Annotated in this window: 10 protein-coding genes; all 10 read right to left on the reverse strand. The window is 52.6% G+C overall.

Features of this window, described 5'->3' with window-relative positions; genetic code table 11:
- Window positions 1-2: 2 nt before the first annotated feature.
- Window positions 3-1,034, reverse strand: a complete 1,032-nt coding sequence (locus tag ACFPPD_RS23890; protein ID WP_209744004.1) for a protein-glutamate methylesterase/protein-glutamine glutaminase — start codon at window positions 1,032-1,034, stop codon at window positions 3-5.
- A 21-nt stretch (window positions 1,035-1,055) separates the two neighbouring features.
- Window positions 1,056-1,871, reverse strand: coding sequence for a CheR family methyltransferase (locus ACFPPD_RS23895; protein WP_209744006.1), 816 nt, complete (start codon window positions 1,869-1,871; stop codon window positions 1,056-1,058).
- A gap of 30 nt (window positions 1,872-1,901) precedes the next feature.
- Window positions 1,902-3,626 carry a methyl-accepting chemotaxis protein gene (locus ACFPPD_RS23900; RefSeq protein WP_209744009.1) on the reverse strand — a complete coding sequence of 575 codons (1,725 nt, stop codon included), beginning with the start codon at window positions 3,624-3,626 and terminating at the stop codon, window positions 1,902-1,904.
- A 16-nt stretch (window positions 3,627-3,642) separates the two neighbouring features.
- Window positions 3,643-4,134 carry a chemotaxis protein CheW gene (locus ACFPPD_RS23905; RefSeq protein ID WP_209744012.1) on the reverse strand — a complete coding sequence of 164 codons (492 nt, stop codon included), beginning with the start codon at window positions 4,132-4,134 and terminating at the stop codon, window positions 3,643-3,645.
- A 34-nt stretch (window positions 4,135-4,168) separates the two neighbouring features.
- Window positions 4,169-5,803, reverse strand: a complete 1,635-nt coding sequence (locus ACFPPD_RS23910; RefSeq protein ID WP_209744015.1) for a methyl-accepting chemotaxis protein — start codon at window positions 5,801-5,803, stop codon at window positions 4,169-4,171.
- Window positions 5,800-7,485: a methyl-accepting chemotaxis protein gene (locus ACFPPD_RS23915; protein ID WP_209744019.1), complete on the reverse strand. Its 1,686-nt coding sequence runs from the start codon at window positions 7,483-7,485 to the stop codon at window positions 5,800-5,802. The genes ACFPPD_RS23910 and ACFPPD_RS23915 overlap by 4 nt, the downstream gene beginning before the upstream one ends.
- Before the next feature lie 48 nt (window positions 7,486-7,533).
- The gene (locus ACFPPD_RS23920) at window positions 7,534-9,597 is read right to left on the reverse strand and encodes a chemotaxis protein CheW (protein ID WP_209744022.1); all 2,064 of its coding nucleotides are present in this window, start codon (window positions 9,595-9,597) and stop codon (window positions 7,534-7,536) included.
- Window positions 9,598-9,711: 114 nt separating this feature from the next.
- A complete protein-coding gene (locus ACFPPD_RS23925; protein WP_209744024.1) occupies window positions 9,712-11,355 on the reverse strand; it encodes a methyl-accepting chemotaxis protein in 1,644 nt (547 codons plus the stop codon).
- Between the two features lie 38 nt (window positions 11,356-11,393).
- On the reverse strand, window positions 11,394-11,750 hold the full coding sequence (locus ACFPPD_RS23930) for a response regulator (RefSeq protein WP_209744027.1): 357 nt from the start codon (window positions 11,748-11,750) through the stop codon (window positions 11,394-11,396).
- Window positions 11,751-11,891: 141 nt separating this feature from the next.
- Entirely contained in the window at window positions 11,892-13,502 is a 1,611-nt protein-coding gene (locus tag ACFPPD_RS23935; protein WP_378083632.1) for a methyl-accepting chemotaxis protein, read from the reverse strand.
- Between the last annotated feature and the right edge of the window lie 50 nt (window positions 13,503-13,552).

Raw genomic sequence — 13,552 nt, forward strand, 5'->3', positions numbered from 1 at the left:
TTCTAATCCAAAGTAGATAATAAAGCTTGAGCGATATCCGAAAGACGCGCTTGCTTTTCCACGGCTCCTATTTCATACGCCGCTTTCGGCATCCCGTACACGACCGAAGAACCTTCATCCTGGCCTATCGTCCTCGCGCCTTTACGGCGCATGGCCAGAAGCCCCTTCGCGCCATCGTAGCCCATACCCGTAAGGATAACGCCGACTGCCCGGTTTCCCGCTTCCTTAGCGATCGAATCGAACAGCACGTCGACGGAAGGACAGTGTCCGTTTACTTTATCTCCTTGAAAGCATTCCACCTTGTAGGAATCGCCGATCTTGCGGACCCGGACGTGGCGGTCTCCCGGGGCGATCAGCACTCTGCCCGGCTCCAGCCTGTCGCCATCCTCGGCTTCCTTTACCTCCAGCGGCACGGCTTTATCGAGTCTGTCCGCGAACATTCGCGAAAACACGGGCGGGATATGCTGGACGATGACGATTCCGGGCATGTCGGAAGGCAAATCTCTTAATACCCGGTATATAGCTTCCGTACCTCCCGTGGAAGCGCCTATGGCAACGATTCTCGAGGTAATCTTCGCGCCCGCCGCTTTAAGCGCAACAGTTCGATCGACTCGAACGGCTTCGGCAGTCATTACTTTGGCCTGTGCTGCGATCTTGACCGCCCGAATCAGCTCGCGGAGGAACGTTTCCACGTTCCCGACCGAACTTAAATCCGGTTTGGCCACGAAATCGACCGCTCCGACTTTCATCGCGTCGAAGACGGCCGCATTGACCGAACTGACCACGACTACCGGCAGAGCATACTGAGGCAGGAGCCTGCGGATAAACTCGATTCCGTTCATTTTCGGCATCTCTACGTCGCTGGTCATGACGTCCGGTTGATAGCGAAGGATTTTATCCCGGGCATCGAAGGGGTCGACGGCTACGGCCACCACTTCGATCGCCGGGTCGGAGGAAAGCCCCTTCCTCAGCACTTCGCGGAAAACAAGGGAATCGTCAACGATCAGCACCCTGATTTTTTTTGCTGCGGCCATACCGGCACCTCCATTTACCCCTCATTCCTTGCGGTATACGGAGGGCATGACATATTTGTACCTCGTCTTGTCGCGGTCGAGCGATTCCGAATGCCCGATAAACAAGTAACCCCCGGGTTCCATGATGTCGTAAAACTTCCGAACGAGCTCCATCTTGGTCGCGTTGTCGAAATAAATCATGACATTCCGGCAAAAGACGACATGGAACTTCTTTTTGAACGGGAAGGTTTCCTCCATCAGGTTGAACTTGCGGAAAATGACTTCCTGGCGAATCTTGTCGGCAACGACCGAGCGATCGGCGGACATTCTCCGGAAATTGTTCAGCTTCCAATGCGCCGGCAAGGATTCCAACGATTCATTCGGATACATTCCCTTGATCGCCATGTCCAGCACGCGTTCGGAAATATCCGTCGCCAAAATCTTCGTATCCCAGAACCTCTTCTGCTGCCCGAAAAATTCGTCGATGAGCATCGCGAGCGTATACGGTTCTTCGCCCGAGGAGCAGCCGGCGCTCCAGATGCGCAAATCTTTATCCCTGACCGTGCCCGAAAGATAAGGAAGAACCTTATCTCTCATCACGTCAAAATGCTTCGTTTCCCTCATGAAAAACGTGTGGTTGGTCGTTATTCTATCGATAAGAGTAACGGCGGCGTCTCCGGAACGGTCGGAGACGACATATTCGAAATACTCCGTAAAGCTGTTGAAATTCAGCTGCTGAAGAACCAGGTGAAGCCTTCCCGTGATGAGCGACTGTTTTTCATCCTTTAAATGAATGCCGTAATGGGATCGGATGAAATCCGCCAGCTGCGTGAATTCCTTATTCGTAATCGAAACCATAGCCACACACCTTATCAAGCCTTCGATAGATTAATATTTTCCGAACTCCCTGTCGCTTAAAACGATTTTTTTCGAGCTTGCCGCCACAGTCTCCGAATAGGCTTCGTCGGCCGATCCGTTTGAGCGATTCTTGTCCGACATGCTTTCAAGCATGCGAATGACATCGGGGCTGAGCTCCTCCAATCCGGCATACTGGGAAGAACGCGACGTCCTTCTCAATTTGAACCTAGCGACCTGCTCCTGCATCATGGTAGCTTGGCTCGACAGCTCCTCGCTCGCGGCCGCGCTTTCTTCGGATGTCGCCGAATTCGTCTGCACGACCTGCGAGACTTGCATAATCCCTTGGTTGATTTGCGCAACTCCCGCCGCCTGTTCATTGGAGGCCACGGCAATATCGCCGACCAGATTGGCGACCTTTGCGACGCCATCCACGATTTTGCCCAGCGCGTCGGCCGTTTCGCCCGCGATTTTGGTTCCGCCCTCGACTTTCTTGATCGATCCTTCGATCAGATCGGTCGTTTCCTTCGCGGCATTGGCCGACCTTGCCGCCAGATTGCGGACCTCTTCCGCCACAACCGCGAAGCCTTTGCCGTGCTGCCCCGCTCTCGCCGCCTCTACGGCTGCATTAAGCGCCAGTATGTTGGTTTGAAAGGCGATTTCGTCGATGACTTTAATGATTTTGGAAATATTGCCGGAAGCGTCGTTGATATCGCCCATCGCTTTGAGCATTTCCCTCATCCGCTCATTGCCTTGGATGGCGTTATCTTTCGCCTCGTCGGCAAACTGATTCGCCCGGGTTGCGTTGTCGGCGTTTTGCTTGGTCTGGGAGGAAACTTCCTCCAGGGAGGCGGTCAATTGCTCGACCGAGCTGGCCTGTTCGGTTGCTCCCTGGGAGAGGGACATGCTCGATTCGGACACCTGCTTCGCTCCGGCCGCCACTTGTTCGGAGGCTGCTTGGATGTTGCCCATGACTTCGTTTAGGTTGTCCGTCATTTGGCGGAAAGCGGACGCGAGCGTGCCGATTTCGTCCTTGGTGTCCACCTGGATCGAGACATTCAGGTCCCCATCCGCAATCTGGTAAGCCGCGTCGACCATCCTCCTGACCGGATTGCTGATGATCCGGGAGATGAACATGCCCAGCACTACCGCCAGAATCATCGCTCCGATCACGACTCCGATCATGGTCATGATCGTGGTGTTTGCGTAATCTGAATACTCTTCCGCCCGTTCCTCCCCTCCGGCTTCTTTGTTTTTGAACAATTTGTCAATCAATTCGTAAGCCTTCAGAGCTAGAGGCGTTCCTTCTTCCAATAAAGCCTGCGCTTCTTCATCACGTTCTTCAATAGCCAAACCAAGAGCTTTGTCTCGAATAGGGTTATAACTCTGCAAAGTCTCCTTCAACGCATTAAAGTCTTGATGCGCATCTTCCGTTTGAATGGTCGCCTCGAATTCGGTAAGACGATTGTCGATCCTCTCATCCAGATCTTTGATCGTTGCAAGATATCCCTCTTGTTCGGAACGGTCATCGCTGGAAGTCACATCCCTGATTAGAACCCGAATTCTCTGGAAGTTCGTTCCCACGCGGCCTAAGTACGCTTGCCCCATGCCAAAATTGTTATAAAGATCCGTATACTTCTTATCCACGCTTCGCAGGCTGTTGATCCCGATTACGCCGACGGTGCCTGCCAATAGAGCAACCAAGATAAAGGATACGATCAGTTTCTTCCCGATCTTCATGTTATAGAACCATTTCATTGTCGATTCCCCCGTTTTATTGGATCTGTATGAGCTGGTCGGCTTCGTTGTCGTTCAGAAGCTTATCGCAGTCGAGAAGAAGTTTGACTTCGGTCCCGACTTTGCCGATTCCTTTGATATATCGGTTGACGCCCTTGCTTACGTCCGGCGGAGGCACGATCTCTTCCCCCGGAATGGACAAAACCTCGGATACGCTGTCGACGATGAGCCCGATGGAAATGTCCTGTATGTCGATCACGATGATGCAGGTTCTGTCGTTGTATTCCCGATAAGACTTCTTAAACCGCAACCGCACATCCATGACCGGGATGATCTTCCCCCGCAAGTTAATGATCCCCTTGATGTAATCGGGAAGCTCGGGAACTCCCGTAATCGCCTGGATGCCGATGATTTCGGTCACCTGCTTGATCTCGATTCCGTAAAACTCGCTTCCAAGCGAGAAGGTCAGAAACTTGTCTTTCTGGGCGTCTTCCTCAAACGTTTCATTTTGAACCAAATCTCCCGCCATGCCTTCATCTCCTTTACCGAATGTGATATGTACATTATTTCGGGGCAGCCGCCTCAGCTTCCAAACCCGGCATGCGAGAGGCACGAGCCGTTCTTTTCAGTTTGAACTTGCCGACCTGCTCCTGCATCATGGCCGCTTGGCCGGAAAGCTCTTCGCTGGCGGCCGCGCTTTCTTCGGACGTCGCGGAGTTGGTTTGAACGACTTGGGAAACCTGCAGGATGCCCTGGTTGATTTGCGCAACCCCCGTCGCCTGTTCATTGGAGGCCACGGCGATGTCGCTGACCAGATTGGCCACCTTCGCCACGCCGTCAACGATTTTGTTAAGCGCGGCGGCCGTGTCGCCCGCGATCTTGGTGCCGCCATCGACTTTCTTGATCGTGCCTTCGATCAGGTCGGTCGTTTCTTTCGCCGCGCCCGCCGATCTTGCCGCCAGATTGCGGACTTCCTCCGCCACCACCGCGAAGCCTTTGCCGTGCTGACCCGCCCTTGCCGCCTCGACAGCCGCATTGAGCGCTAATATATTGGTCTGAAAGGCGATTTCATCGATCACCTTGATGATCTTGGAAATATTGCCGGAAGCGTCGTTGATGTCGTCCATCGCTTTCAGCATTTCCTTCATGCGCTCGTTTCCTTGAACGGCGTTGTCTTTCGCTTCTTCGGCAAGATGATTGGCCTGAATGGCGTTATCCGCGTTCAGCTTGGTCTGAGAGGAGATTTCCTCCAGTGAAGCGGTTAATTGCTCGACGGAGCTAGCCTGCTCGGTTGCGCCCTGCGAGAGGGCCATGCTCGATTCGGATACCTGCTTGGCGCCTGCCGCTACCTGCTCCGAGGCCGCCCGGATGTTGCCCAGGACTTCGTTCAGATTGGCGGTCATTTCATTCGTAAAAAACGAAAGCTGCTCGATTTCATCCTTGCGTCTTCTCTTCATCTGAATGGGTTCCAATGTTAAATCCCCGTCGGCAACGCGCTGCAATTGGCTTGTAACTAAAGAAATCGGTTTCGATATGTGCCTTGCCATGATGTAGATAAGACCGATTCCGATCATGAAAGCAACGCCGACTATCATATACAGTCTATTCAGGATGTTGTTCGCGCCTTGATTAAAATCCATCAAGTAAGAACCGGCAGCAACGATCCATCCCCAATGCGGATCCGCCTCAGAGTAGGTGATTTTTGTGGCTAGCTTGTCGGGGTTTCCCGGCAAAGCCCATGCGTAATAGGTATATCCCCCGCCATTCAATGCCTGCTTGATGATCTCTTGTCCCAACATCACGCCATCGCTCGATTTTGTATCCCAAAGGTTCTTCCCTTCTATGTTCGGATGAGCCAACTCTACCCCGTTCTTATCCATAACAAAATAATAGCCGTGTGTGCCGATATCGATTTTCGTGTTAATCGGACGCGTGTTATCCTCGCGTTTGGGACCCAGAATGCTGATCTTGACCTGCTCCTGGGCTTCTTCCAATGTGATTCGACCTTGCTTAACTTGCTTGTCCAAGGCATTAATCATTTCAATAACCAGACGCACATCGTTCTTTAAACCGATTTCACCTGCCTTGTTTAGCTGGTTTTTTGCAGCGTTGTAGCTGGTAATGCCAGTCACCAGTACAGGACCCAGCAATAGAATGAGCGACATCGCGACGAGTTTCATTCCGATGTTCAGTTTCATCGTATTTCCTCCCTTCTTTCCAGCATTCGTATAACATCAGTGCTGAGCTCCTCCAACCCGGCATACGATGAGGCGCGAGCCGTTCTTTTCAGCTTGAACTTGCCGACCTGCTCCTGCATCATGGCCGCTTGGCCGGAAAGCTCTTCGCTGGCGGACGCGCTTTCTTCGGACGTCGCGGAGTTGGCCTGGACGACCCGGGAAACCTGCAGGATGCCCTGGTTGATTTGCGCAACCCCCGTCGCCTGTTCATTGGAGGCCACGGCGATGTCGCTGACCAGATTGGCCACCTTCGCCACGCCGTCAACGATTTTGTTAAGCGCGGCGGCCGTGTCACCCGCGATCTTGGTGCCGCCATCGACTTTCTTGATCGTGCCTTCGATCAGGTCGGTCGTTTCTTTCGCCGCGCCCGCCGATCTTGCCGCCAGATTGCGGACTTCCTCCGCCACCACCGCGAAGCCTTTGCCGTGCTGACCCGCCCTTGCCGCCTCGACAGCCGCATTGAGCGCCAATATATTGGTCTGAAAGGCGATTTCGTCGATCACTTTAATGATCTTGGAAATATTGCCGGAAGCGTCATTGATGTCGTCCATCGCTTTCAGCATTTCCTTCATGCGCTCGTTTCCTTGAACGGCGTTGTCTTTCGCTTCTTCGGCAAGATGATTAGCCTCTATGGCGTTATCCGCGTTCAGCTTGGTCTGGGAGGAGATTTCCTCCAGGGAAGCGGTTAATTGCTCGACGGAGCTTGCCTGCTCGGTTGCGCCCTGGGAGAGGGCCATGCTCGATTCGGATACCTGCTTCGCTCCGGCTGCCACCTGTTCGGAGGCTGACTGGATGTTGCCCATGACTTCGTTCAAATTCGACGTCATCCGACGAAATGCCGATGCTAGCAAACCGATTTCGTCTTTGGTATCAATCCGGATGTCGGCGTCCAAATTCCCGTCTGCAACTTGATGCGCTGCAGCCGCCAGCGTATTGACCGGTCTCGTAACCGAGCGAATGAGAAGCCAAGAGAAGGCGGCAGCAATGACCAGAGAGAGCAGCACCGCGGCGCTAAGACCGACCAGCAGTCGGGTTCCTGTCCGATCCGCGTCGTCGATATCGATTAAAGCTCCGTTGTCGTTGATACCCTGAAGAAGATCAAGGTGATTTCTGGCGCTATCGAAGAACGAATCCGCGCTATCCGCCCGTTCCTGCCAGCTCATCTTGTCTTCCTCCGCAGCACTTTGATATCCTTTGATCATTTCTTCCGTCTTCGTTTTCCATTCGTTCAAATCCGTTCTAAATAATAGGAGATGCTCGAAAGCGTTTTTCCCCGATTCATCGTTACGAATCTCTGCATAGAAGCTATGCTTCGCTTCAAAGATGTCTGCCGCTTTGCCGGCTCTCTCTTCAACCTGAGCCAGATTTTCTTGATAGTCCTTGAGCGCGTCTTCTTGCTCTTCCGTGTCTTCCGCGTTAAAAAAAGCCCGAAAACTTACCAAGGACTGGTATAAATCGCGATCGGCGTTCAGCAAATAGCTGGAGCTTACGTACGCTTCATCATACAAGGATGTAATCAATTTATCCTTTATGGCATTCAGATTGACGGCGGCAAACGCGGCGACAACCATAAGCGCTATGACGGGAACGGCCAACAACATGAGAAGTCTCGTACCAATCCTTCTGTCGTTCAGAAATCTCAATGGAAATCCTCCTGGGAAGTTATTGGGATTGTACAAGCTGAAACCGCTTCACGGGATCCGAGCCATGCTTCTCTTCCCGGCCAGCTCCGCGACATCGAGAATCAGGCTGATGCTTCCGTCTCCTAGCAAGGTGCAACCCGATAACCCTTCGATTTTCTTATACTTCTTGAAGTAGTTGGGAAGCGTCTTGACCACGACCTGCTGCTGGCCAAGCAGCTCGTCCGCCAGCAAACAAAGACTCTTGTCGCCCTCCTCTACCATTATCAGTATCCCTTCGCCGATGTCGGTTACTTCCGTCTCCACGTCGTATATTTCATGGATCCGGAGAATCGGGTAACACCGTCCCCGGACCATAATCATTTCGTTCCCGTCCGGATCCGTAATCACATCCGAGCCCAGCGGCCGGAACGATTCCTTGATCGACAACGTTGGAATCGTATAACAAGAAGCCCCCACCCGGATATTCATGCCGTCAATGATCGCGAGAGTAAGCGGGATTCTTAACGACATGCCGGCGCCACGGCCGGGTATGCTGTCGATCGCAATCGCGCCGCCCAGGTTCCGCAGCTTTTTGAACACGACATCCATTCCCACTCCGCGGCCGCTGAACTCGGTCACGTTTTCCTTGGTCGAAAATCCGGGAAGCAAGATCAGGTTATAGATTTCCTTGTCCGTCATCTCGCTCTCGTTCTTCTGCAGCAGTCCTCTCTCTATCGCGATGGCAAGAATGCTCGATTTGTTCAACCCCCTGCCGTCGTCCCGCATCTGGATCAGAACTTCGCTACCCAGGTTTCTCGCTTCCAGCGTGATTTTGCCATTGGCGCTTTTCCCCGCGGCCAACCTTTCTTCCGGAAGCTCGATTCCGTGATCGACGGCATTCCGGACGATATGCATGATGGGGTCCGAAAGCTGATCGATGACGTTCTTATCCATTTCGGTTTCTTCGCCGATGATCTCGACGTCAACCTCTTTGCCAAGCTTCTTGCACATATCCCTGACAATACGCCGCATTTTATGAAACGCAGTCGCCACCGGCACCATCCGGATGGACATGACCAAATCCTGCAATTCCTCGGAAATTTTGCTCAGCTGCCGGGCCGCCTTCTGGAAATTGTCCAGATCGAGGCCCTTCAGTTCAGGGTTCTGCGTCACCATCGCTTCGGCGATCACAAGCTCGCCCACCATATCCATCAATTTGTCCAGTTTGGCGACATTGACGCTGATCATGCTTGATTGGGAGGCGGTTCCTTGGGAATCGGCGTAAACCTTATCCTGTCCGGATTGGTCGAACGGCTCCTTTATCAGCTCGCCCGTCGGCGTGTTCTCGGTCTCGTTACCGGTCGCATAGATATCCAAATCCTTCAAGTATAAAGTACTTGAGAAATAAGTCCGGACTTCCTCATAGGATTTATCCGTGTCCAGGAAAACTTGAAAGCCATGTTTGCGGATATAGTCGGCGCTGTCGTGATTGTCCAGGATGTCGCCGGGAACAAACTTGAACTTGTCCGTGATTTCCGTAAGGCCGTGGACGATTTGATACGCCCTGACGTTCTCCATCCCGCAGTCTTCCGAAAAATGGATGACGACTCTGAACAATTGATTGCAGCCGCTCACCCGAATCGGCTCGGACGGCAGCTCCGGCAGAAAATGCTCCATACTCGGAAGAACACCATCATGCTCCCGCAGCTTTACGGGCAAGGAAGAAGCACCCTTCAATTGGATTAAATACACGCTTAATCGATCTGCGAGGACAGCCGCATCGCCGTCGGGGCTGTATCCGTTTTTGATTTTATGTACTTCTACCTTGATAAAATCCAGGCTGTCAAGAATGAGGTCGAAAAGCGACGCAAATTCGACATTCTGCGGTTTCTCGTCCCTTAGACAGGCAAACAGATCTTCAACAAGATGCGCTAGAGAAGATATGCCGGCGAATCCCATCATGGCCGAAGAACCTTTCAGAGTGTGCATGAACCGAAAGATTTCGTTTATCGCTTCCGGCGTAAAGGTCTGCCGCTTTTCGCAGTCAAGGAAGATCGTTTCCAACTGCTCGACCAGCTGAGTAGATTCGAAGATGTACATCTCGAGAATCGGATCGTTGTGATGGCTTGACAATTTCCTCCCCCTTTCAAATGCCATTTGCATGCAGAGACTAAAGTCTTGGTCTACAAGCACTATTCAAATGACATAGTTCGACATTTTTTTCTCACAAAAAAAACAGTCATCAACCTATTCAATCTTAAAGCCTGATGCGCTGTCGCTTAATTCCCTGGCCATCCGTTCAAGGGAGTGCGCGGCCGCCGCGGTTTCCTCGCTGCTCGCGGCCGTTTCTTCCGTGGCGGATGTGATGCTTTCGATCGAACGGAGGACATTCTCGGCCTGCGCGGCCTGTTCCTCGCTCGCGGCCGCGATTTCCGTCACCTTGAGAGCGGTTTCGTTCACCATGGATACGATATTCTCGAACGCCACGCCCGACATTTGCGATGAAACGACTCCCTCTTCCACCGCCATTACGCTTTTCTTCGTATTCTCTTGGATGACCTTAATGATGGACGTAATATGCCGGGTCGCCTCGCCGCTGCGTTCGGCCAGCTTGCGCACTTCCCCCGCCACGACGGCAAATCCCCGTCCCTCTTCGCCGGCCCGCGCCGCTTCGATCGCCGCGTTAAGAGCCAGAAGATTGGTCTGCTCGGCGAGCTCGTCGATCAGCTCGCTGAATTCGCCGATTTTGCCCGAATCTTCCTCGAGCCGCTGCATGTGGCCATGGATCCGGTTCATCCCTTCAATGGAATCCCGGATCACCCGGCCTCCTTCGCGGGCGATTTCCGTCGTTCGTTCGGACATTCCGGACGCTTGCTCCGCGCTTCGGGCTACCGAGTTGATCGCGATGGACAGCTCCTTGAACATCTCGGCCATCGAATTCGCGGCTTGGGCCTGATTTTCGCTGCTGCTCGAAATATCCTCGGTGACCGCCGTAAGATTCCGGGAAGCTTCGGAAACATGTCCTGAGGAAACAAGAACGCTTCGAACCAAATCTCTTAGGTTATCGGTCATTTCATTGACGGACTGAGCCAACTGACCGACTTCGTCCCGGGAGCGAATCTCCAACCTTTCGACTCGCAATCGGCCCTCGGCGACTGAAGAAGTAACCCCGGCTATCTTTCGGACAGCGTAGGAGATGGAACGGATGAGCGCCCATCCGAAGACGCTGACCAGAAGCAAAGCCGCCAAACCGACCGCTATCAATACCGACGCGAACGTCTTTTTTGCTTCATCGTTCCGTTCAATCCCGCTCTGGGCGGCGGCATTAACGAGATCCTCCGATACGTTCAAATATTCCCTGACGGACGAGAAAATCGGATCTTCGCCGTCCGCTCTGTCCAACCAGCTCTGTTTATCGACGGAGGCCGCTTTCTCGAACCCTTTCATGATAGCTCCCGTTTCCGAGATCCAACGGTTGAAGTCGGTTTCGTACCCTTGCAGATGCTCGAACACGGTGCGTTTGCTGTTCGCGTCTCTTAATTGCTCGTATACCCCGCGGTTCGAGTCGAATATCGCCGCCGCTTTTCCTACTCTATCTTTGACCTGGACGATGTTCTCTTCGTAATCGTTTAGGCCTTGCTCCCGCTTTTCGGACGAATCGTTAAGCAAGTATTGCCAGAAGCCGACATAAGCCTGATACAGATCCCGGTCCGCGTTCAATAGGTAATCGGCGCTGGAATACGACTCATCGTATAGACTGTGCGTAAGCTTGGCGGTAAGCTTGTCCAAATCTCTCACCGCGAACGCGATAATCAACGCCAGCGCGAGAATCGGGATGGCGAACAAAGCGGTAAGCTTGCCGCCCAGCCTTCTGTTATATAGAATACGCATATTGCTTCGCCTCTCCGTCTTGTGAATTCATCACTCGGTTATTTCGCCGCGCGTCCTACGGCTTTTTTGAACCGCTCTTCTTCCACTGGCTTGATGACAAAATCGTATGCGCCCGCCAAGATCGCCGCCTTCACCATCGGTTCCTGGCCCATGGCCGACGTCATGAGAATTTTCGCTTTAGGGTCGAAAGCCCGGATCTCCTGCACGGCCGCAATTCCGTCTTTATTGGGCATCGTAATATCCATGGTCACCAGATCCGGCTGAAGCTCGCGGTATTTGGCCACCGCATCGTTGCCGTCCACCGCTTCGCCCGCAACTTCATGCCCCTCCGACTCGATCAATCTCCGAAGCATCATCCGCATAAATGCGGCGTCATCCACGATCAACACTTTCATAGTCGCACCAACGCTCCCAATCAGGATTAGATTAGCTTTCTAAGGCAAGACACAATTCCATGCCGTCCATGCCTTCCAGATGGATCGGCACCGTTATCATTTGTAGCCTGTCACTCCAACAAAGTGAGTATTGCCCGACCATCAAAGAATCTTGAAGACGGAAACGGTCGTATTCATATCTTCCGCCAACTGGGCCAGTGACTGGGCAGCCGCAGCGGTCTCCTCGCTGCTTGATGCGGCTTCCTCGGTCGCAGAGGAGATCGTCTCGATCGAATGAAGCACCTCAGTCGTCTGAGCGGCCTGCTGCTCGCTTGCCTCCGCGATTTCCGATACCATAAGTCCGGATTGATTGACCATTGAGAGGATCCTTTCAAACGCTTCTCCCGTTTGCTGCGAGGAAGCGACTCCTTCTTCGACCGCTTTCACGCTTTGCAGCGTATTCTGCTGCATTCCTTTGATAATGGTTGTGATTTGCTTCGTCGCCTCGCCACTGCGTTCGGCCAGCTTGCGGACTTCGTCCGCCACCACGGCGAAGCCGCGCCCCTGGTCTCCGGCCCGCGCCGCTTCGATCGCGGCATTCAGGGCAAGCAGGTTGGTCTGTTCCGCGATGTCGTCGATGACTTCGATGATTTCCCCGATTTTGTTCGAATCGTTCTCCAGCTTGGACACTTGCTCATTCAGTCGGTCCATGCCGCTGATCGACTTATTGACGACATTGCCGCCTTCCTTGGCAATGTCCATCATCCGGTTCGAGAGGTCGGCGGCATTCCCGGCGCTTCTCGCTACCGAGTTGATGGTTTCGGCCAGCTCGCCGAAGAGCTCGTTCATCGTTTGCGCCGACTTGGCCTGATCGTTGCCGCTGCTTGCGATTTCCTCCGTGCTGGCGGAAATCTCCTGCGCCGATGCGGACACCCCTTCGGCGGCCGTCAGAACTTTGGCCACGGTTTCTTTGAATCCGGTCAGCATGGCGTTAAAGGAGCTGTTGAGCTGGCCGATTTCGTCTTTTGAGTCGTAGTTTCCTTGCACAGTCAGATCGCCCTTCTCTGCTCTGCCCATAAGCCCCTGCAATATATAAATTGGCGATGTGATTGATTTGATAAAGAATATACCGATTACGACGATTAAAATAACAACCAACGAAACGGATAATATGGTATAGAATATGGAGGATTGTTTCAGATCATTATCTTCCGAAATTTGACTGGCTGAGAACTCATCAATGATCTCGCCCGCTAGGTTAAGATAGTCTCTGGCAGCATTAAACGATTCATTCGTCTTTTGCAGGGCAATCTGTGTGTCATTCCCTGACTTGGCTTCAATAAGCGACTGGGATAATACCGTCCATTCCGCAAACGTCTTTTCAAATTGTTGGATGGTCTCTTCCAGTGATACCTTTGACTCGCTGTGAAGGTAGATTTCGAGTTTCGGTATTTTTTGGATCAGCTCATTCACTTTCAGTACTCTGTCATTGACCTGTTCCACATTCTCGTTAAAGCTCTCCATGGATGCGGCAAATTCTTTGCTCTGCCCGTCATATGTAAAAAGGTTTTGGGTTGCTGTCAGAGCCTGGTACATGTCTCTGTCTGCGTTTAACACCAGGCTGGAACTGGAATAGATTTCGGATTTGTTGGCTGTCAAGATATTCATGACTACGATAGTAACCATAGCTGTCAAGAGAAGAGCCACTGTAGGAATAGCAAGCAAAGCCATTAATTTATTTCTGATTTTAATATTCTTTATATATGTAAGCATGCCTCTCCACTCCATCCTGTAACAAGTTTATGTTTCTGCCCCCCCCCCCC

It is taken from the genome of Cohnella suwonensis, from assembly GCF_042655365.1.
Lineage (GTDB): Bacteria > Bacillota > Bacilli > Paenibacillales > Paenibacillaceae > Cohnella > Cohnella suwonensis.

What these genes read in the sequence shown, in the direction of transcription:
- ACFPPD_RS23890 (WP_209744004.1), bottom strand. Translation starts at nt 1,034, where the DNA reads ATGGCCGCAGCAAAAAAAATCAGGGTGCTGATCGTTGACGATTCCCTT.
- ACFPPD_RS23895 (WP_209744006.1), bottom strand. Translation starts at nt 1,871, where the DNA reads ATGGTTTCGATTACGAATAAGGAATTCACGCAGCTGGCGGATTTCATC.
- ACFPPD_RS23900 (WP_209744009.1), bottom strand. Translation starts at nt 3,626, where the DNA reads ATGAAATGGTTCTATAACATGAAGATCGGGAAGAAACTGATCGTATCC.
- ACFPPD_RS23905 (WP_209744012.1), bottom strand. Translation starts at nt 4,134, where the DNA reads ATGGCGGGAGATTTGGTTCAAAATGAAACGTTTGAGGAAGACGCCCAG.
- ACFPPD_RS23910 (WP_209744015.1), bottom strand. Translation starts at nt 5,803, where the DNA reads ATGAAACTGAACATCGGAATGAAACTCGTCGCGATGTCGCTCATTCTA.
- ACFPPD_RS23925 (WP_209744024.1), bottom strand. Translation starts at nt 11,355, where the DNA reads ATGCGTATTCTATATAACAGAAGGCTGGGCGGCAAGCTTACCGCTTTG.
- ACFPPD_RS23930 (WP_209744027.1), bottom strand. Translation starts at nt 11,750, where the DNA reads ATGAAAGTGTTGATCGTGGATGACGCCGCATTTATGCGGATGATGCTT.
- ACFPPD_RS23935 (WP_378083632.1), bottom strand. Translation starts at nt 13,502, where the DNA reads ATGCTTACATATATAAAGAATATTAAAATCAGAAATAAATTAATGGCT.